The following is a 21,958-nucleotide window of genomic DNA, read 5'->3' on the forward strand; positions in this document are numbered from 1 at the left end:
TCACGAGTTTTTATTTACGACCGTTGTAAAGAATTGATCATATGATGTAAGGTGATAATCTGCTTCAATATCGTTATTTTGAAATGCACATGTTTTAATTCCCAGTTCACGGGCAGGTTTTAAGTCGAGTTCGCGATCCCCAATTACTAAATCGAGCTGATACTTATCGTGAAGATAGGCATAAGCTCCGCTATCAGGCTTTCGTTTGTAGCCATCATCCTTTGTAATAATCTCCGTGAAGTAGTGCTTCATATTAAAAAATGCCAGGATATCAAGCGTAGATTGTCTAGACTTGTGCGTAACAATTACATTTGTATCCGCAAAGCTCAGTACGTCTTCTACGTGAGAAAAAGCAGGCTTATCTTTAGGATTGATTTTTTGTTCGAGCACATGGAAGTGTTTATCAAACAAAGACTTTTCAATATCAAAATGTTTGATTGCTACGTCAGAAGATATTTTCATTTGTTTTAAAATATCATCTTCTGAAATCGTTTGATCTGTTAGTAATTCTTTGAATGCTTTCACGATAGTCGGATAGGTATCAAAGATGGTTCCATCAAAGTCCCATAAAATATTCATTTTCGCTGTCTCTCCTTTTTAAAAACGTAACGATTATACCAAATGATTCACTGCTTGTCAGTGAATCATTTGGTCGTCGTTGCATTTAAAGTAAAAAAACTCGTATAAAACGAGTTTTTTTACTTTATTAGCTGCTGCTGCACCCGCTCCCGCAGCTAGAGCTTGAACAGCTTGAGCTGCTGCAGTTTGAACTCGAACAGCTGCTGCCGCTGTCATGATGGTGGTGACCTCCGTCGTGGTGATGATGACGGTTGTCTTCCCATGGACTTGAACAGCTATAGCCGCTGTACGAGGCTGTATCTCCCGCATAGATTGTCTTTTTGTATAGCAGCAGTTCATTCATATGGCTTGAAAAGTTGGTGGCTTTGTAGAGAGAATAAAAAACAAAGCCTTGAAGAAGAAGTTCGTTTGATACATTTCCTTTTTTAGCCGCTTTTTTAAAATAAGTTGATCCGCCCGTTTTTTTTCTTTTTCGTGCAGCAGTGACTTCTTCTTTTAATGTTTGAATCAAATGCCTCTGTTGTGTTTCCCATTTGCCGTTTCTTAAGAAATAGCGATCTAGTAATTCATCTTCTGATAACCTTTGAAAATCTTGAAGCGTACTTTTATCAAGCGGATGCTGAAAAAATTTCCCCCAAAGCAGTCGGCTGTTACCCGTTATGTCAAACAAATGAGCATACATCCAATCGAAGAACGCTCGCTTATCCGGCTGTGGGGATGGAGCTGTTTCTACATTTGGCTGGTGATGCAAAAAGCGGTTGAAAAAGTGTTCTGTAAAACGCTCATAATCTACTGTAAACATAATCATTTCATGCCATACTTCATCCACTTTTGCACTAAACATCGGTACGTCTTTGATGACTGCATTTAATAAAAAGTAGCGCTTCATCTCAAAAAACGTCCATTCCACTTCATCGTCTTTTGTATTTTTTCCTTTCATGCGCTGTTTCACTTGCTGAACATAGGCTGCCGGTAAAGAATCTTCTAGTGAATGAACAATATCTTCAAACCCTTGATTTTTATGTATTCCGAGATCATCTGGAAGCTCCTCTTTATACAAGCGAAATCTTCTCGATTTTACAATCCCTTTAATAATCAAAGCTAAAAGAATTACCGCTCCTACTATAATGGCTGCTATCATCTTCTTCCCCCTGTATCGTATCTATATATTCAATATTTTACCACATTCGTAAAACACAAAAAAAGAGCTCAATTAACTTGAGCTCTCGTCATCATCTGGTATCTCGTCTACCTTTTCTACTTTGACTAGACCTTTCGTGCTATATTCAAGATCAAAGTATGCTTTGACGATATCCCCTTTTTTCAAATTGCTTGGAATCGGTTCATTTAAATTTTTATCGGAAAATTTAATGCCCGTTCCTTCTTTTGTTGTTCCGCTGTATGTACCATTTTCGATTTTTTCAATAGTAATATAATACACTCGATATTTGTGCGCTTCCTCGTCGCCTTTCGCTTTTTCTTTAACGGTTTCTTGTTCAGGAAGCTTACTCAGTGTTTCTTGGGCCTGTCCAGAAGTCGGCTCTGCTGATCGATTTATGAATTGCATCACAACTAACACTAAACATATAACTACTAAAACTAATAATAATATCTTTTTTGCTGATAAAGACAATGAACTGTGCCTCCTTACACCTTTATGTATATCATGCTGCACACAAGAGATTATACACGATAAAGGATTAGAAATTGGAATAAATTCTATAAAAATAGTAAAAATATGAGAAAGTACCTAGAATTTTTTACGCTTTTCTGCACTTTTTTGAGATAGAAAAGAAATTTGGTACCTTATCCTTAAATTGTAACTGATTCACTTCATTTTCGGAAAGAGTTTTGCCCATTTTGTCGTAAAAAAGTCATAATAAGAAGGAATATCACACCATATTGTCGAACGTATGTATATACTTATAATGAACTGCCGAACTGCTTTTCTCTATCCTCATTGTTGAGGCAATATGGCAACTGAAACAGCTTGCTGTTAAATTCAGATTACACATTTATACTCAGGAGGTGGAATGCAAAATGATGTTTGCACTTATTGTTGTGGTTGGTATCGTAGCACTTGGCGTAGCTAGCTTCTACGTCATTAAGCGACCTCAAGGCGCTGTTGATCCTGAGGATCGCAAACCGCTTGTTTCTGTAAACGGGCATGTTAAATTTGCAGAAGGAATTAATCAAATTTCCATATCTAAAATTGACATGTACGATCAGCGTCTTGTTATCAATCAAGTAGCTATTATTCCATTTAACCGTATTCAACGAGCAGAATTTTCAAAGGTTGTCAAAAATGAAAAAGGCCTTCACGGAGCTCCTGTTCAACGCTATTTCGGTGAGTTAACCATTCATTTCACAGACAAGAACGGGCAAGAAACATACATTCGCTGTGAAACACCGAAAAAAAATCAATTTCACCTCATCTACCAGTACGATTTAATGAAAAGACAATTAAATAAGCGTCTTGGTCTTGAAGATCAGCAGCCTTACCTTACTCTCCAAGAACCATACGAACTATAAGAGAAAACCTCCCTTTTTTCACATATTATTTCACTTCCCTGTACATACTAGAAGCGAAACTGAAAATGGGAGGTCATTCCAATGGATTTCGTCCGTTTTTTGCAATATTTTTGTTCGATTACCGGCGCTCTATGCTTGGGGTTTACCTACTATCACATGTTCAAGCGTGACGCTCCGGTAAAAAAAGAAGAATCACAGCAAGGTGGAACTGAGTGAAGTTCGCCTGCCGTGATTCTTCTTTTTATTTATATATTATTTATTTTTAGCCCAACAATAATTTTTGGTAAGTACATTTTTAATAATATTCCGTAGCATACAAATAGAATTGTAGGAATAATAATGAATTTTGAAAAAAGTAAAAATGCAGTAATAGACAAAGTTATAAAAATAATAAGAAAAATAACTAAGTGTTTCATGCTAGACACCTTTTGGTTATTAATAATATCAGCGATACCAACTAATATCATTAAGAAACATATGTAATCTATTACACCTTGTATCAAATAATATTGTTTGACAACAGATTCAACAGTTGACATAGCAGACGTGAGATATAATAGCATAAATGAAACCACTACAGTTAATAAAGTCAACAGGAAAGGTATAAGCACAGGTGAAAGCATTGTTCTAAATAAGTGACCAAATGACCGAGATATACTTCTTTCACTTAAATAAGAGAAAGCATTAGGTTGGTTATATTTAAGGTTATTTCTCTCTGCACTCAATCTTTCGACGAATTCCTCGACTTTTTTCTTTTCTATTCCAGTACTGAAGCTTCCAACCTCCTTACTTAGATCATAAGATAAATACGGATAAGCAGCCTTTAAATTCTCTTCTAATTGAGTAAACTCTACTTCATTTATTAAGAATCTATTTAGTGCATACTCCAATTCTAATAAAATTGTTAATACCTCACTGTACTTTTCTCTTTTATAGTTTTCACTATTTAGTAATTGAGTTCTGAACTCTTTTTACAACCATGTTCCAATTAATGCTATTAATAAATAAGTAATCAATTGCACATAATTTTTGCCAAATAATTGGTCTACGCTATTTAAAACAATTTTTACTAATTCATTCATTTAACGTATTACTCTCCTCTTTACATTAAAAAAAACTTATAGCCACTTCTATAAATCGAGAAGTGGCTATAAGTTTATTACCTTGATTATTGTAGAGACTTCATAGATTAAACTGTTTATTAAAACGCCCAGTTCCCTTTTCTAAACACAGGCTCGCTTGTACCGTCAGCTTTAATGCCGTCGATGTCCATTTCAGCTGAGCCAATCATGAAGTCAACGTGGGTGATGCTGTCGTTGTAGAGTGGAAAATTAGGGTTCTGTGACCAATCCGTGACCACTGTGTGACCAAAAAATTTAGGCTCTTAAGCTTGTTGTTAAAGGTTTCCTTACTTATATTTATCAGCATAGCTTCCCCAACCTAAAGTTCCAATTATAGTATTTCTAATTTTTAAATTATAGTTGCAGAATTTTTTTCCTTAATAACTTCTGTAGCCCACTTATGCCACTTCAATAAAGCTAGTCCAGTACGAGTTTTAGAAGCGTCTTTCCACTCTTTATTTAAGAGTTTTGCTACCATTGTTCCTACTGCATTTGAGTTAGGTGCAGTCCCCTGTTCCTTAATATAGTGTACAATTAGTTGTATCGTTTGAGTTTCAATTATCTTTTCCGCTATAGTTAATTTATAGTCATCGTCTAAGTTAACTAATTTTATTGTGTCAATTTGTTTTATTGCTAGTCCAAGTGACTTTAGAACAGTAACTGCATTTCTTAAGCCCAACTTTTTTAATTCTTCTTCATTATCTATACCATGTTCAATTTTTGTAATTAACTCTAGAACCCTTTCCGCAGGAGCAGATCCTAAAAATGGGTGTATTCGAGCGTTGACAGCTATCCTACCATTAGGTATTAATATTTGTTTAGGCACAGGAGTCTTCTCTGACAAGTAAGTGATTTGTCCATGGCTAACTCTTATAATATTCAATCCTAAAAACCAGTTTATAACTCTATTTATATATACGCCAAATGTCTTTTGTGAAAATTGAGATTCTTTATACAAATTAATAAATGTCTTTTCAAACTCTTGAAAAGTTACTCCAAAACCGTCACCATATTGTGTTACTAAAGTTTTTAATAAAATGTGGCTATTAAAAAAGGAATAGACTTTATTTATTGCCTCATTTTCTGTCTCTTGAAGAAGTATTATTCTCTCTCCCTGCCTGGTGACATTTCCGAACATAACCATATCCCGAATAAGGTTGTCTGAGGCTTTTATACTAATCTTCAAATTCTTTGCTATGTCCGATAAATTCATTTCTTTTTGGTTTAGCAGCAATTGTAAAAGGTTACTATATTTATTTAGATTCCCCTGAGGGATGTATGTTATGGTTATTCGAGGTACAGAACCTGTTAAAACATAATCTTTAAAAATATCCCAATACAATATTAGTTTATGTGCTTTACGAATTATCAACCTTCTATTAAGTAAAGCATGAACAGTTTCGCTTCCAAAATCCTGGTCAACTTTAAAGAAATCTGCAGGAGATTCATTAGCAATTTTCTTTAAACATGCCTGCTCAGATGAAGATAATTCACTTAAATCCCTTTCAAATAAAGATTCGATATCTAGTCCTTTCCCCATTATTTCATTTTGTTCGATACCATTCTTGATTAAAGAATGAACATGAATACAAAGTTTCTTTAATAACCATGGATAACCTTGACAGTGGTCTATAAGATATTTCTTCAAGCTAGGATTTAAAGATTGTCCCAATTCCTTTGAAAATATACTTAGAGCTTTGTTTATTTCTTTGGGTGTGAATGTAGAGAGTTGAAATTCCCTCCTTCTATCAGATAGACTCTGCCACATATAATAAGCTGGATGGTCTGTAGGTGTAGTTCCATCCGTTTTCCAAGCAAATCCAAGGATAATGTTCTCTCTAGCTGAATCTATAGCAATTGCTAACTTTCTAATACTTTCGAATAAATCAGCTAATTCATTTTTAGAAAATATCTCTTCAAATTGGTCAAAACATAAAATTAATACTTTATTTTCGTCTCTCAGCGACTGTAATATTTCAGCCAAACCTTTACTAGACAAGGGATTAGTGACACTGTTTATAATGATTTCTTCTGAAGGTTTAGTGATGAATCCTTTTTCCACTGCAGAATTAATACATGATAATAGTGATAACTCTCCATACCTACGTGAAGTTGCTGCCCGCACATCTACTGCATGAACAAAGAACTTAGTTTTGTATCTCTTACTTTTTGATTTTGAAACTAATTTTAGTAATGCTGAACTCTTTCCCCATCCTGAAGGAGCTTTAATAGCCAAAAGTCTTGTATTAGTTTCATTTTCTACTACAGAATTAAAATATTTAAATATATCACGAAGTAAATCCTCTCTCCCTATGAAATCTCTAGGTCTAGAAGGTCTATAATCCGCCCATTGGTCTCCACCTGTAACTATTGCAATATTGCTAAGTTCTTCTGTAAGCTCCTCTGTAAGTACTTTGTTTTCATCGTTCAGTTCAGTCATGATAAATTCAAGGTCGTTTAATGAAGTCTGCAATTTTGAGACAGAATTAATCACATCTTTATCAATTATTAACTTAGAATTCTCAGCATCATATAAAATCACTCCATATGGTATACCCGCAGAAACATGTAACACTTTAATAGCCCAAAACCTTCCGTACTCAGAAATTATAAGAGTATTTTCCTCCGCATAAGTGTATTTTTTATCTTTTGGTAACGCTATAGGATTGCATATCTTACCTGAACTAATTAATAAGTCTACTAACTTATCAGATGTATAAATATTCAATTTTCTTCTTTCGTCTGGGATTTTTTGGGACCATTCCTCTCTAAAACCTTTTGCATCTTTCCCCAGCGGTCCAGTTGTGAACAGCCACCCTGAAGAAACACCTTTAAAAAAAACATTTCCTAATAATTTAGTAAGTACATCCGCAGATAAATTATTTTGGTGAGCTTTACATTCTACAAAGATTGTTTCTCCACTAATGAGATGTTTTGCTAGCAAATCAACTTCCATAGCTGTAACTCTCACTTCTTCTACTACCTCATACTGCAGGATAGATAATAACTCTTTCCCTAACTCCTCTAGAAGTCTCCCCTTTTGAGTATTAGTGGTATTATCAGACACAACAATTTCTACAAAATTTCCCATTAACAATATCTCCTTGTTATACTTAATAGTTAATAACTAAAAAATACATAAATCTACATTTATATCAAAATTATACCACTAAAGTCTCTTAATAGTTATATAGTATTGGTTTAATATTAAATAAATTAGCCTAGGTCATTATTGTATAAAACAGTGAGAAAATTTATCTAGCTCATCATCAAGGTACGTAATATCGCCTTTTTATTATAGTTCCATGATATAACTTACAGTTGTTCTGTGTGCATAAAAGTATTGTTAATTCTAAATCTATATTCGTTCTAACATAAAAAGAAAGTTTCATTATAGGACTCTCTTGTCACAACTTCTTTTTTAATTCTTTAGGAACTTTAAATTTAAGTTCACCAATTTCAACTGTAACAGAATCCTTAACCTTTTCTATAGACAAATTTAATCCGATACTACAGCATACTGATAGTAGTAAGCAATAAAACAAGACCTACCTATTAATCAGGCAGGTCTTTGCTTTTTAATTTATTCACCTCTGTTGCTTTTGATACACAAATCATCGTTGATTTTAATAATTATTATGACAAATAGTTTAAGAATTAAGTAGTAATCTAACTCGTATTGTGCCTCATCGTTAACATTTGTTCCATGTAAGTATTTATTTCGGATATCATGACCGTTAGTAAACTTTGATTTATTGAGATAATAATCAAGATAATCTTGTTCATTTCTTGAAAATAGACTGTTTTCAAAATTAATAAGGTTGTGAGTATCTAACTCATCTATCAATACTTGTATACTCTCAGGACAATGCCAATAACTAATTACTTCTCCATAATATAGTTGCTTAAGAACATATATTACTCTTTGGTCTACAAATTCTAAGTAGCCCATGCTGCTTTCATAAATTAAGTTATTATCAAATAACCATTGCATTCTTAACTGTTGATGTTTTTGAAAATCACTTCTGTTTAATTTTTCAGAAATTATCAAGTTGAAAAAATTCTTATATCTCTCTTCTTTGTGTGGCAAATAAAATATGCCGCTCTGGTCAGAAAACAATAAGAATGATGCTGTTTTATACCAGTCACTAGAAGAGTATACGTATTTCTTTTCATTAAACGATTTAATATCTTTATTCTTAAAACTAGAAGATGACATTTGAATTAATTCCTGATCTATTATTCCATCTTCAATTAGGGTATTATACTGTTTAAAAATTCTATCGATTTCAGGGAGAATAGTTCTACACTTTTCAAAATATGATGCTTTATTCGAAGGCATTTTAACCATGAAATTGCTGATTTGAAATTCTTCTTTTAGATACACATCAAAAAACCATTCAATCATTTCTTCCAATCTTACATTAAGAACATTTAAAACTTTGACATAGCTGTATATCTCAGCATTAGCCAGCATTTCTTTAAAACGAAAAGAGGATGACTGGTAATATAGGTATTCTGCTTGTGTACTAAGTACTGACTCTAAAGCACTACTTTCACTTTTTTTAGAGTCAAGTTCTAATCTCATTTGTTCATCAACAAATTCGAATAGATGAATAAAATTATTCCAAAGTGTGGGATAATCAGTATTTTCTTCTAGCCATTTTCTACTTACCTTAATATCCGCTGTTCTACCATCCATAGTCACCAATATAGCTTCATTTTGGTCATTTGGATAAGAAACCTGTACCCCTCTTTCAATACCTGTTCCATTATTAAATATTTTTTCCTCCTCTATTTTTGCTTTCCTCTTAGCATGCAACTTGATTTTATCAGGTATACTTAAACCTTTACTCGCTGGAAAAGTAATGATTTCCCTCAATACATTTATGTTGACTTGTGGTGAATCAATATACTCATTAATCAAGCTGAATATATCTGTCTTATTTAAAGATTGGGGTAAGAATAAAACATTTTCTTTTAAATACTTTGAGAGAATTGCCTCTGCATTCATAGAGTCAGATAGTAACACGTCTTTAACCGTTTCATCAAAATACTCAACCAATTTATTAAACTTGAGTATTGTATAGATATGTACATTTTCCTTTTCAAGAAACCTTTTAAAATCATTAATTTCAATTCTTTGATATATTTTGTAATCTTGAAGCACTTCAAAGAAATCATCTGTGGCATCAAAGTCAATTTCATCATATAAATTGATGAATCCATGTTTGTGACACCCTATGAATTTACCAATTTTTTGTCTTATTCTTTTCTCATAATCTTTTATATCAACATTTGTCTCTTGTACAATATGGTCACTAACATTTTTAATATTTATGTATTTCAAAATATTGTGAAATTCTAATAAATCAACAATACCCCATTCAGAATAAATATCTTCATCATTAATTTTTTTCACTATTTTTTTCACTTCTTCACCAAAAGCCATGTCATGATCAGAATAGAATTTAATTCCTAACATACGCTCTCCTTTCGTAATCATTCTCTTTATATAATTCTTTAATCATATTCATATTGTTTCTTATAATCCTTGTTCAGCCCATTATATTAGATACAACTGCTCCTACAATTGCTCCCAAAAGTAGCATAATGATAGCGTAAAGCCAGTGGTCCTTAATAGCTTCATAAACGCCTTGGGGAGATAATCCGTAGGGTTCATGCCATTTAACATTTGTTTTCAGATTTCCTGATGCTACTTTATCTAGAATGGAATGAAAAACATCAACTTTCTTTAGAGTTGACATGTGCAGTTTTACATATTCTTTATTAGTAAATGCTGTGGCTTCGGATTGTCCATCTAAAAAATCTCTATATGAAATTTTATTTTTTTCAATGAGTTTTTCTAACCTCGGATGACCAATATAGCCCACACCATAAATATCAATAAGCAATCTTGCTAAGTCATACTTTTTTTCATCGTCTATTGTTTCGGGTCTTCCTCCTAAAACCCTATACCTATTTTCAATTGCTTCAAATCCAAAATTCAAATCTCTCATATTCCAGTGAGTCCAAGTATAGGACTTATGCTTCTTAACAAATTGAAAAAATTCCTTTAACATTTCTCTTTCAAGTTCATCATAATTATTTTCAATATCTTCAAATGGTATTTTTTTTATTTCGGCTATCTTATGAATACCAAAAGATTTCGTTTGTGCTGTATTATAATACCTTACTGCTATTGTAGTAACCCTCGGTGTATAACCACTCGGAACATTATAAAAACTTTCACATGAATAATGAACTAATAACAAATGTGAAGCATTGTTCACAAGTTCATTAATAGTCTCAAGAGCCTTTTTTCTTTTTTTTATTTTATAATTGAGATTCATGTTATCGCCACCCTATAATCCATAATGAACATACTTTACCTTTAAACTATTATATAACAATTTTTGTAAAAATGTGATATAGTAGTCTAACTAAAGTGAAAACAATACATGTTATGTAGACGAACCCCCGATGTTGATTTGCTGCTAATGAACCCATTAATATTGTAGAAAATATCGCCCCATATTTTATGTAAAAGAAAACATACCCCTGTAAAATCAAAAGTTCATTCAATCCTATAACGTAAGAAAGAAGGATTAAAATTAAGAATAGCTAACCCTCAATATTAATCCTCCTTAATAGTCTTGTTATATAGAAATTTAATTTCTTAAAAAAATGATTAATCTAGAATTTTATCAATAAATGATTCGATAAAACCTTAGATTTAGTCAGTTTATATTTCCATTCTTTACATATATATCAGTTCATCAAATTCCATTGTTTGTAATGGAGTCATGATAGTTCCGTCTCTCAGTATACTAATATTAGCAGCCCTATGTTCATCATTTAAAGGAAACTTCTCAATTTGACTTAAAATCCTTCTTCCCACAATAGTTGCATCACGCACTGTTTGAAATATATCTAAATCAATTCCTATAAAAACCGCAGATTCATGTCTAAGCTCAGGATATAAATAATTTAATGTGAAATTTGAAAAACAAGGGACAAACATGCCAACAAACCTTTTATTTCTTAAACTAGGTAATATTGACCTCCACACCCCAACGGGTATCTTAATCTCACTTGGCAGTGTGTAATTAAACCTCAAAGCATCTCCTAACTCAAACATCCCTAAAATTTCAAGAAAATTAGCATAATGACCTGCTATAATCATTTGTCCTATTTCTTCAGGCCAATTATCTAACTCTCTAAAATCTTCTAAACCAGGTGTATAAGGGTCTTCGGCTAGTAAATTGGGTTTTACTGTCTTGTATTCGTTCTTAGTTAATAACCTAGTAGCTACAATATACCCCTTAACAGAATGAGCTAATCCACTACTGTCACGAATAGTTACCCTTTTAAATTGATTTCGCCACTTAACAAATTCTTTATTTCCAAAACTAATTGAGTCTTTTCTCCCTTTTGCTTCTGCCATATATATTTCTCTTGCAGATTTAGCACATATATAATCTGGTGTATCTCCGTTAACGGACTTACCAGCTACGATACTTCTTTCAATCTTATATCCTCCTTCTATTAAAATTGATTTATCAAGCACTTCATCCATATGTACAAAATAATCGATTCCTAGATGTTCGTGTAGAAACCACCTACAAAAAGCTTTTCCCCATCTATTACTTTCTCCTATTCTTACCTCCTTATGTGAACCTAACCCTCGTCTTACGAACCTAAAATATTCATCTCTAGTAATAAAGGGTTTGTAATGTTCAAACAAATGTTGAGAACGTGAAAAAGGAGGGGAGCTACCATATGCATCTACATATAAGAAATGACAAATCTCTCGAACATCTATTGTTATGTAATCCACTGGTATACTGGGGTGACCTGTCTTTTGAAGAGTGACTGGAATGTTGGCAAACTTGTTCATGTTAAAAGATAGTTTTTTTTTCATCTTTCTCCCTCGATCAACTTTAAATTATGTTAAGAGACTCATTATAAATAATCTCTTGAATTTATTCATATTGTTTGATATGAAATATATTCTCCCTATGCCATCTCATATACTGCTTCTGTCTTTCTTTCATTCTAATATTCATAGTTTCATTGATATTAAGAAAAATCTTAGAATGCTTATCCAGGCTATCGGAAATCAAAATTAAACCATCTTCATCAAAACTAATATGTCCTTTATCGAATAAAGCATCATGGTTTGGACATAGTAGCAAACCATTATCAACATCTAACCTTTCTTGATTATTTGATTGACTCCAAGGTTTAATATGGCTTGCTACTAGAAATCGTTCGTCTGATACACCACATAACCGACATTTCTTTTCTACAGCTAAAAGAGTCCTTTTAAAAATTGACTGTCCTATACGTGCTTTAACAACCAAATCTTTTTCAGTTTTATCTAAGACAATCGATATTTCTAAGTCTTTCTGAAGTTTTAGAAAACTTGTAGTATGCAGTGGATTCACTTTCCCGAGTAATATGTTTACTTGTGAATCGTCTAGCGGAATAAACCTTCCATAATTTTTCAATCTTGATGAAATGGCTGCTTTTTCTGTTTGATTTGGAGAAGGCTCTAATTTAATCGATAATTCCTCTAGTAATGCCATGTTAACTTCTAAGGGAGTATCTAATATCATTGATTTATCTGGATGGCCAAAAACAATTACTTCATTCTCCTGGATGTTACTCCTTAACAAGTGAGGATTTCTATAATTCCTCATGATTAAATTATCCATTTTTGCTTTTTGAATTTCCAAAACCTCTACGACTTCGTAAAATGCAGTGATACAGACCTTATCTTCTATACTTCTGTTAAAAAAAAGAAAGTCGCCTTTTAAAACTTCAGTTTTTAAAGTGTTTCCTCTGTTCTCTTTATCTCCATAAGTGTACTCCGAGAAAAGTGGGTCTTCTTCCCCCTCATTATCTTTTGGGTCTATATATTGAATTAGATAACTCGTCAAAGCATGATCCCCCATCCAATTTACAATTTTCTTAAACGAAGTCTGAACTAATTACTTTAAATAGATAACCTGTATTTTTATAGTCACTTAGGATTATTATACCATATACTTTTACATAAATATTATAATAGAGGAGCGGGTATTAAAACTTGTTCTTCTAACCTATTCTATATCCAATTTATCTGTAGAAAACAATAAAATCACAATTTTATTAGATATTTATGCCAATATGTTTCTCCACCTTTTGATTTGATATTGTTTCATCTCAAAACTTGTCACAGTACTACTAAGTTTTTCCACTAGAAGTTGAGATCATGTAAAGCTAGCTAATTAATTGCCTAAAATATAGTAGTTATAGTGTATAATTGATTTGTAAATAATTAGAAATGTTTTGGAGGTTTATTGTATGGGAGAGAAAAGAGGTTTAACTTCGGAGGATTTTGTTGAAACTGATGTACAGATAATTCAAGCAACTCATAAAGGGGAATGGAATCCTTCTGGAACAGATATTAACATAGAGTGCTATGTTCTAGAAAATGGAGAGCGGGTCTTTTCTCTTAGAGGAACGGCTAGAACTATGGGTTTAAAAGGCGGTGGCGCATTGGCATTGCCACGAATGCTAAGTGCAAATTACATTCAAGATTATCTCAGTAAAGATTTAAAGAGATGGATGCAGGAAACTAGCGAAGGAAAAGTACAAAAAATCCGTCCACCAGAAGGCGGAAACCCTTTCCATGCTTTTAAGGCAACCTTACTAGTTGACTTAGCAGATGCGTTTTATAAAGCGAAAAATGATAGTATCTTTGACAAGCCAAACATGTCATATCAGAAAGATTTAGCGGAAAGGCTCTATAATATTACTTTAGCATTCTCAAAAGTCGGAATAAATGCTTTTATCGATGAGATTACTGGTTACCAAGAATTTCGTGAGAAGGATGCTTTACAAAAACTCTTAAACCTTTACGTAGAGGGGCTATTTCAACCATGGGAGCGAAGGTTTCCAGAGGAATTTTATATAGAAATTTTCCGTTTAAAGAGTTGGAAATACACAGGTAGCAGCCAAAGACCACATACTGTAGCAAAGATCACAAATGAATTCATTTATAATTTTCTCCCTGATGATGTAATGAAAGAAGTTCGTGAACGAAAAACGGGCAATGAAAAGCTACATCAATGGTTAACTTCTGAAGTTGGATTAAGCCATTTAGAAAAGCAAATTACATCGACCACTACTTTAATGCGTGCAAGTGACACTTGGGAAGAGTTTGAGAAGCTATTCAATCGTTCTTTTAATAGAAACATACCTGAACAATTAAATCTTTTTTAATTAGAATGGGAGGGGGATACTCTCTCCCATTCTAATTAAAACTTTACTTACTCCATTGGAATCTTCTATCAACTTCTTTGTAGATATTCTACATACACTCTTCATAAATTTCTTTACAATCACTGGAACAAAAATAGTTATTATCAAATGTAAATTCCCCGTCATTAGGGTGATAAAAGCGTTCGCACTCATAACATTTCCTTACTGGGGTGTTGATACCGCACTCTAAGCATTTACCTAGGTGTTGTTGACGTTCATCACTATTTAGTCTATCAATTAAATAACTTTTTGACTCTGAACATTTATAACAATTAATTACTGCAGCTTCCGCTTCAATATTATAAAAATAAAAACAGCATAAGCATTCCAGTGATTCATCTGGGTTCGAATCAAGTCCAATTATATTTGAAGGAATAAGTGAGTATGCACCACATTCTGGACAGTGAAAAACTGAAAAATTATGTTTCGTATTCAGCTTATCTATAGATTGTTCAATTCCTTCTCTCCATGTTAAGTTGGTTGAAATGGGATTAGGCTGTGGGTAACCTTTTAGCAAAGATATGCCAAAACTATTAAGCATTGTCCCATGTATAAATAGAACGCACTTTATTATATATATTGCCAAATCATTATCCCAACCCGATCTTAACCCTTTGTGAACTATAAGATTTCTAGCATCTAGGATTTTCTTTAGTTCTTTCTTTTCACCATATGACCATTTAGTATTGCTAAAGTAATAATTCATAATAGTATCGAATTTCTTATAATTTTTTAACTTTCCATTCTTAATATCTGCGATATTTTCTAGATGACCTTGGCGAACTAAGTAATATTTAATAAATAACTCAAGTGTTATTTGTATATTAACGACCGCAAATTTTAAGTTTCTATTGCTAGGACTAATTTCTCTTATTAATTGTAAAGAAAAATGAAAAAAATCAACACACGTTTCATATAGTTCTTTCTCATTATTCACATGCATCATCTATCCCCCTTGTAAAGGATATCTTTCTTTTACGAGAAATAATCTTTACTCGCTCAACCTCAAACAACAGAACAGACCTTCTACTTTCTAGTTCTTTTTTGTGTCCTTATTCTTTTAAAAACTAATATAAGCCTTGTCAAACAAAGCATATTGATTAAGACGTAATAAAAACTGTTATTAACATCTAAACGCAGATTGATTCTTCCTCTTAATATGGATCTTCACTAAAAAACGTTTATTAGAAACACAACATAATTACGTTTCTTTTCAATTGCTAAAAGGTCCTTTCTAAGAGCAGGTTAACCTGTTGTAGGTTTAGTAAATTGCTCTTCTTCGATATCATTTTAATCTAGTTTAATTTGCGTTTGGCTATTACCAAAGTTTTGTAAGTTTTGAAGTTCGATTGCATGTTCTGGAGACAATAAGTAAATTGGGGTATGTTAGAACTTCAGATAATAAATTCTATTAAAAAAGAATGGTTAGAATTAATCTACTGCTAATAAACCCCTCTTTCATTTTTGCATCTAGAACCTCTAATCTCTTAGATGACCGTTTCGTTATTATTGATTTAATTATGAACTTCGGTTGAAGTTCTTGGTCTAAATTCAATGTTCAATTTTTCTTTCAGGTAATGTTTTAAAACAAACACTTCAATTTTATGTGGGTTTCTTGGTTCATCTAGAAAATATTTTGTGTGTTCTCCTCTTTGAGTTGGAGGTGAAATTATCATTTTTCTTTTTTCTTTATTAATATCTTCAATGATATCTCCATGCTTAATGTCTGTATCCCAACAAATAATGCTATGCAAATTGACAAAAGAATGATTGAAGCTATTCTGTAGATACTGTTTGAATTCAACATAATAAAGTTTAGAGTGATAAATTGGTGTTGTGTGATCCCCTTTTACAATTACATCTATTCCTGCATGTGTATCATAATCTAAAATTTGAAAAGGGAATATGCTTGGCTTCACCGTAGTAAGTTGGATAGCTAAGGCGAAAACACCACTTTCTCTTTGAGGCTGAACAAGCGTTAGTCCTTCATATATTGCAATATTTGATTTGTTAATCCGAGTTTTTCGCCACTCAAAGTCCTTATTCTCTTTTTCCGTTGTTCGATAACCATTCGCCTCTTCTTCTAACCATTCAAGCTGTCTCCAATCATCACCTTCAATAATTTTTGAATATATCTCTTCATAAACCACTTGTCTAATGTCGTCTAATATTTCCTGAGGTGTGTTGTCTACTGACCCTCTATTTGCAGTGAGCCTAAGATCCTGGCAATTAAAGAATGCGTGAAATTTTGTGTATTCAGATCCTTTGTATGTAACCCATTCGTTCTTCTTTTGAATTGGAATGTAATCTTTACATAACCAAATTCCGTATCTTTCTTGTACGGTATATGCACCAGTTGGCGCTGAATAGCCTTTTCGTCTGAGCATGTTGTTGTAACTCTGTTTAACCTTATTTCCTTCGATATAAAAAACAGCTTCATATTTAATTTCAGGGAAATTTTTAAGCTGTCCCACTTTAATAATTTTTTTACAGTAATAATCTGGAGCTTTGACCATATATTCATCAAATAATTTACTTACGTCGTAGTTTTCTATCGGGAAAACATGACCGAAAGATACCTCTTCATATTCAGTAACATTTAAACCTTTTAAATACAATTTGGAATTTTTAAGCTCATCCTGGTCAAAATGAAGTTCAACCGATCCAAATTTTGTGAACCAATTAATATAATCTTTTAAAATTTCATGTGTGAACTTATCCCTTCGGTTGTTATTATACCCTTTAATGATAATCTCTGTTCCGTAATCACTAACATCAAGAGTTTCTTTTATCACATGAATGATTGGAATCTTCCTATCATACAACGTTCTGTAAGGCTCAATTACTTTAGCAGTGTGCTTTTCTTTCCCCCTTTTCGTAATTACTTCGATGCTTCTACTATTTAAATAAACTTTCGTTCCGTGTCCTTTTTCTCCAATGGTTGTGCTATCTCCTCTTCTTAAAGAGTTACCCAAATCAAAAAAAGAGTGTAACCCTTCCTTATCCATTCCTTTTCCGTTATCCTTTATTTTAATTTCTAAAATACTCTCTCCATATTCTCGAATCACTTGAAAGGATATCCAAATTTTATTGCTCTTTGCATCAAAAGAGTTACTAATTGCCTCTCTAACTAATTCAAGTGGATTAGAGAAATCATTTGCAATTTCAATAAATTCCTGTGTTTCATCTACCTTTGGTCTTATTGTAAATTCATTAGTTTTAATATATTGATTCAATTGACTCATTAACATTCTCCTTTATAAAGTTCTATTATCTTATTATTATAATAAACCTTATAATTCTAGTAGTCATTAGTATAATAGGTAACAACCTTTTAATTTCCACAACGCTATTCGGTATTCCTTTAACATAATTTTCTTTCAATTTCTAAATATATTTATTTTCTTTTTCTGGCACATAAAAAGGAGAGGCTTTGAGACACTCCTTTGATTGTTATTGATTAATTAGTACACCTCTCATAAGCCTAGTATTTTTCTTGATTGATTCTTTAATAAATTTCTTTGTTCTTCGGATAGAATCTTATTACCAACTTTCAGTAATGTCTTATCTAGAAACCAATCGTTACCTTCGATTGCAGCAATTATTGCTTTATTATCACACCACCTTGAATATACATTGTGATCACGTATTTCTCCTGTTTTTCGTACGGTTTCACGCAAAGTCAATTTGAATAACAGTTCTGCTTCAAACAAAGCTCTAATATAAGTAAAAGCTGTTTTTTCATGTACATTTGCGTATTTGCTTATGCTTTCAATAGTTTCTGTTGAATAAAAATCTCCCACGTTCCCAATTAAAGCTCTTGAAATAGCCATTAGATAGCAGGATAGCAAGTTAGCTTTATTATGTTTTGATTGAAAGGCGAATAGCTTAACAGCATCATCCATGTATACAGTTGTATAGGTTAATCCATAATTATTAATTAACTCTTTATCTACTTCTTCATGACTAAAGTTGTCTGTAAACTCTTTGCTCATCACATAATCTCTATTGAATTGAACAAAGAACATTGTATTTCCTTTTAAAACAACTGGTTTTATCTGTTTTGTTAATGAAAAGTCTGAGTAAATATTAATAATACTTAATTTTTCAAGTTCTACTAATCCTTTTCTCACTAGTGTTTGATTTTCACTACGCTGGTTATAACCTACTACGCCTAATAATCCGTTGATGCTTGTTTGCTGAAATAATCGAGTTTGATTTATATTGAGGCTCATTGTCAAAGAGGTGTAAATCATTTTACTTATATTTGGGATACTATTATTACGAACGATTGCATTTGGAATTATAATGTATGGCTTATCAGTATTTTTTGTTGACAAAATAAATTCTACTTTCTTATGACTAAGTTTCACTATTAATAATAGTAGTCATATTGGTATCCCTCACTTCAATTTTAAATTTAAAAAGCTAAAGTTATATCCCCCCTGCGTAGGGCGGCTATATGTCTCTTTTTAATTGTTTTTCAATATAATAGGTTTATCTATTTAACACCCCCACTATGTGTACAATTTTGTACATTGAATTTTGAGATTTTGAATTAAAAGTATAAAATTGTACATTGAATTCTTGTGTTTCAAAAATATGTGTACAAAAATATACACATTTTTGTACACATTAATGTTTTTGCTTCTAATAGATTCCTAACTTCTTCATCCAATCAGGAGCTTCTTCTAATCGTGATTCATGTCTACGTTTAGCCGCTTCCTCTTTCTCTTCTTCATAAGTCTTTCTTGTCTTACCACCAGCTTTCTCAATCGCTAACCACCAATTAGCATAAACATGTTCTTGCTCTTCTTGACTAGAACATGTTATCACTATATCTGCTGGCTTTTGACGACCACGGTAGTCCCACCACGTTACAGAAACATCGTTCTTTATATAGGTATCTTTGTGAACTTCAAAGCCTATTATTTTACAGTTATACTTAATACTGTTCTCTTTTAATGCCTGTACCATTTCTTCCATAGTAGTAAGTTCTTCTAATAGTTTCATATAATCTCCTTTTACTCATTCATGCCTATGAGCTTTTATTAGTTTTATTTTATAGCATGCATGTTTTTTCACATTTTATTTTGAATTCACAATACATTTTAAAGGGATTTTTGTAGTTTAAAATGTGCTTTATACATTTTTAAGACTCTTTGCTTATTTCGATTAATGACTTTTACTTATCGACAAAATATATATAAAGTAAGGGTAATAACTATTTTCACCTATAAGTAATGCGGCTTTTATTCTTATCGTATCGGAATTTTTAATACTGTATAGGTGTAGATAGGGTTGCTTAATTTCTTCACTTGAGAAGTGTAGCATATTTATGCTACAGTGTAAATAATTAATTTATTTTTATTTTGATTTAATTTACAAAAGGCAGCTTTATATTACATTCTTTGTTATAATTTACGTATACTACAATTCAATTTGTTTATTTGAGGAGCTATAGATATGAATATTAATAATTTTGGTAGAGATATTAAAGCATTGAGAACAAAGAAAAACATTGGTTCTAGAGAGTTATCTCGCTTGATTGGAAAAGCGGAAACATATATTTCTCAATTGGAAAGAGGATTAATTAAAAAACCAGATTATAATACAGCTTACGATATAATGAAGCATTTAGAATTTACAGATGATACTATTGAAGATTTTTTATATAATTTTTATCAAATTAAATCACCACAAAGGATGAAATTTGATGAAGAAGAGATTGAAAACTGGGAGAAAAAGAGAGCTGCAGAAATCGAAGAAATGTTATGCAAGAAATCACAAAACATAGAAACAAATCAGGATCATCAAGCATGTAAGTTTGAAGCAGATAGGCTTGATATTACAAGTAAATGGATGATAGAATTAATACAAAAATTAGATGAGAAAAACGAAGAAATTAAAAGGGAGCTTACATTTAATATTGAAAAAAATGCACAAACTTTTGAGAGCGTCATCGAGAACCTGCATTCTTTAATAACATCAATGAGAAAAAATAGAGAAAATTTTAATTTTTTTGTAGGAATATTTAAGGATGATTTAAGTGTACTTAGTGAGGAGAGTAAGGAAAAGATACTAAAAGCTGTGAAAGAAGAAGTAAGAAAGCTTAATCAAAACAAAGAACAAATATAGGCAAGTTTTAATCATATTTAGAAGAGCAGCACACCTACCGTATGACTGCTCTCTAAAGTTATTACAAACCTCTTATAAATCAAAGGATTGTTTGGAACTTACGATCATTTCTACTATATTTATTATTACTCCTCCTTTATAAAGAAAAAATTTTATTAGTTCGTTTTGAGGCTCAATCACTTTCTATTTTCTTTATATATTGTTTATATTGTTGAACCTTTGTAATTTTATACTCTTCTTTATGGTTATTATAGGAAATCGTTGAATTATCAATGTTGAATTTAACCCAAGTATTCCCTCGAGAAAATACTATTTGTGAATCTTTAACCATCTTCAGTAAATCCACCTTAGAAGGTAATATATCGTATTTTGAGATTATCTTAATTAACTTCCATCCCTCTCTTTTTAAATATGTTCCTCTTATGATTTCTCTTCTTTTAAATTCTTCTTGGGTAATACCCCCTAATTTAACTTTCAAATCGTGCGCACCACCATCGTATTCAATAGCTATTTTATTTTCAGGAAAAGCAATATCTAAGTTGTATCTTTCAAAAGGGTAATTTAATAACCCACCTAAAATTCCATGTAAATATAACTGAGGCTTTGATGTGGGAGTAGTTCCCTTCTTATACATGGATGTAACAGCTTTTTTGCGTATGTTAGCATTTTGCATATTGTACTCAACACCATAATTTTTAAGCATAGTCTGTTTTGATTTTTCTTTAACTTCTTTTGCCTGAAATGAATTATTGACACCATATCTTTTCTGCATGGATTTTCTATACTTTTCTTTGAAATCATCTGTTTGAAAATAATATTCAGTACCGTATTTCTTTAATGATGTTTCTTTTATTTTCTCTATTATTTCCTTATTTTGAGAAGCATTAGAAACACCATACCTTTTCATATTGGTCTGAATAAGCTTATTCTTCGTTTCTCCAAGGTGCATCACATTTGTAGTTCCGTATACAAGTAAATTACTTTCCGCTATTTTCTTTCCACGGCATTTATTGCATGCATCTTTTTTTATGCCTGATTTATCGAAATGAATCTTCCAATTACGATAAATTTTTGTATGTTCTATTAAACAATAATCGCATCTTAACTCTATTTCAGCTGTGCAATTTGGATGAATATCTTTAAACTTTACTTCAAATTCCTTTCCAAACCTTGTAAATATATATTTTTGGCATCCCTCGGAATTTAATATCTTATCGTAATGTGATTTTGTTTTACTGTGCCACCTTACCTGTATTATTTTTGTAAGTATCATTAAC

Annotated in this window: 17 protein-coding genes and 1 pseudogene; 4 read left to right on the plus strand and 14 right to left on the minus strand. The window is 31.9% G+C overall.

What is annotated here, in order from left to right:
- From CEQ83_RS14125 to CEQ83_RS14135, 3 genes are all read right to left on the minus strand, one after another.
- Positions 1–579, minus strand: coding sequence for an HAD-IA family hydrolase (locus tag CEQ83_RS14125; protein ID WP_028412903.1), 579 nt, complete (start codon positions 577–579; stop codon positions 1–3).
- A gap of 127 nt (positions 580–706) precedes the next feature.
- On the minus strand, positions 707–1,720 hold the full coding sequence (locus tag CEQ83_RS14130) for a glycine-rich domain-containing protein (RefSeq protein WP_155017339.1): 1,014 nt from the start codon (positions 1,718–1,720) through the stop codon (positions 707–709).
- Positions 1,721–1,792: 72 nt separating this feature from the next.
- Positions 1,793–2,212, minus strand: a complete 420-nt coding sequence (locus CEQ83_RS14135; protein ID WP_028412901.1) for a hypothetical protein — start codon at positions 2,210–2,212, stop codon at positions 1,793–1,795.
- Positions 2,213–2,619: 407 nt separating this feature from the next.
- Here CEQ83_RS14135 and CEQ83_RS14140 point away from each other — a divergent pair, with 407 nt between their 5' ends.
- Complete coding sequence (locus CEQ83_RS14140) at positions 2,620–3,111, plus strand: hypothetical protein (RefSeq protein WP_028409022.1); 492 nt, start codon at positions 2,620–2,622, stop codon at positions 3,109–3,111.
- Between the two features lie 81 nt (positions 3,112–3,192).
- Positions 3,193–3,327 carry a hypothetical protein gene (locus CEQ83_RS27615; RefSeq protein WP_260503681.1) on the plus strand — a complete coding sequence of 45 codons (135 nt, stop codon included), beginning with the start codon at positions 3,193–3,195 and terminating at the stop codon, positions 3,325–3,327.
- 985 nt (positions 3,328–4,312) lie between these two features.
- Here the strand turns inward: CEQ83_RS27615 and CEQ83_RS14145 are convergent.
- The 6 genes and pseudogenes from CEQ83_RS14145 to CEQ83_RS14170 form a co-directional block, all read right to left on the minus strand.
- A pseudogene (locus CEQ83_RS14145) lies at positions 4,313–4,429 on the minus strand (aminopeptidase); the annotation flags it as partial.
- 152 nt (positions 4,430–4,581) lie between these two features.
- The gene (locus CEQ83_RS14150) at positions 4,582–7,323 is read right to left on the minus strand and encodes a restriction endonuclease (protein WP_155017340.1); all 2,742 of its coding nucleotides are present in this window, start codon (positions 7,321–7,323) and stop codon (positions 4,582–4,584) included.
- Positions 7,324–7,815: 492 nt separating this feature from the next.
- Positions 7,816–9,717 (minus strand): hypothetical protein, encoded by a 1,902-nt coding sequence (locus tag CEQ83_RS14155; RefSeq protein ID WP_194273191.1) that lies wholly within the window; start codon positions 9,715–9,717, stop codon positions 7,816–7,818.
- Between the two features lie 73 nt (positions 9,718–9,790).
- Positions 9,791–10,585 (minus strand): hypothetical protein, encoded by a 795-nt coding sequence (locus tag CEQ83_RS14160; RefSeq protein ID WP_155017342.1) that lies wholly within the window; start codon positions 10,583–10,585, stop codon positions 9,791–9,793.
- Between the two features lie 407 nt (positions 10,586–10,992).
- On the minus strand, positions 10,993–12,156 hold the full coding sequence (locus CEQ83_RS14165) for a hypothetical protein (protein ID WP_155017343.1): 1,164 nt from the start codon (positions 12,154–12,156) through the stop codon (positions 10,993–10,995).
- A 61-nt stretch (positions 12,157–12,217) separates the two neighbouring features.
- Positions 12,218–13,177, minus strand: a complete 960-nt coding sequence (locus CEQ83_RS14170; RefSeq protein ID WP_228123009.1) for an HNH endonuclease — start codon at positions 13,175–13,177, stop codon at positions 12,218–12,220.
- A gap of 406 nt (positions 13,178–13,583) precedes the next feature.
- Here CEQ83_RS14170 and CEQ83_RS14175 point away from each other — a divergent pair, with 406 nt between their 5' ends.
- Entirely contained in the window at positions 13,584–14,504 is a 921-nt protein-coding gene (locus CEQ83_RS14175; RefSeq protein WP_155017345.1) for a P63C domain-containing protein, read from the plus strand.
- 88 nt (positions 14,505–14,592) lie between these two features.
- Here CEQ83_RS14175 and CEQ83_RS14180 read toward each other — a convergent pair whose 3' ends face one another.
- The 4 genes from CEQ83_RS14180 to CEQ83_RS14195 all read right to left on the minus strand — a co-directional run bounded on the left by CEQ83_RS14180 (position 14,593) and on the right by CEQ83_RS14195 (position 19,556).
- Positions 14,593–15,486: a hypothetical protein gene (locus tag CEQ83_RS14180; protein ID WP_194273192.1), complete on the minus strand. Its 894-nt coding sequence runs from the start codon at positions 15,484–15,486 to the stop codon at positions 14,593–14,595.
- Positions 15,487–16,057: 571 nt separating this feature from the next.
- Complete coding sequence (locus tag CEQ83_RS14185) at positions 16,058–17,788, minus strand: ATP-binding protein (RefSeq protein WP_155017347.1); 1,731 nt, start codon at positions 17,786–17,788, stop codon at positions 16,058–16,060.
- Between the two features lie 231 nt (positions 17,789–18,019).
- A complete protein-coding gene (locus CEQ83_RS14190; protein ID WP_155017348.1) occupies positions 18,020–18,883 on the minus strand; it encodes a hypothetical protein in 864 nt (287 codons plus the stop codon).
- Between the two features lie 310 nt (positions 18,884–19,193).
- Positions 19,194–19,556 carry a hypothetical protein gene (locus CEQ83_RS14195; RefSeq protein ID WP_155017349.1) on the minus strand — a complete coding sequence of 121 codons (363 nt, stop codon included), beginning with the start codon at positions 19,554–19,556 and terminating at the stop codon, positions 19,194–19,196.
- Between the two features lie 453 nt (positions 19,557–20,009).
- Here CEQ83_RS14195 and CEQ83_RS14200 point away from each other — a divergent pair, with 453 nt between their 5' ends.
- Positions 20,010–20,681, plus strand: a complete 672-nt coding sequence (locus CEQ83_RS14200) for a helix-turn-helix domain-containing protein (protein WP_155017350.1) — start codon at positions 20,010–20,012, stop codon at positions 20,679–20,681.
- Positions 20,682–20,853: 172 nt separating this feature from the next.
- On the opposite strand, the gene CEQ83_RS14205 is transcribed toward CEQ83_RS14200, so the two are convergent.
- Complete coding sequence (locus CEQ83_RS14205) at positions 20,854–21,954, minus strand: DUF7487 domain-containing protein (protein ID WP_155017351.1); 1,101 nt, start codon at positions 21,952–21,954, stop codon at positions 20,854–20,856.
- Positions 21,955–21,958: the final 4 nt, after the last annotated feature.

Origin of the sequence: Priestia megaterium (assembly GCF_009497655.1) — a bacterium.
Taxonomy (GTDB): Bacteria; Bacillota; Bacilli; order Bacillales; family Bacillaceae_H; genus Priestia; species Priestia zanthoxyli.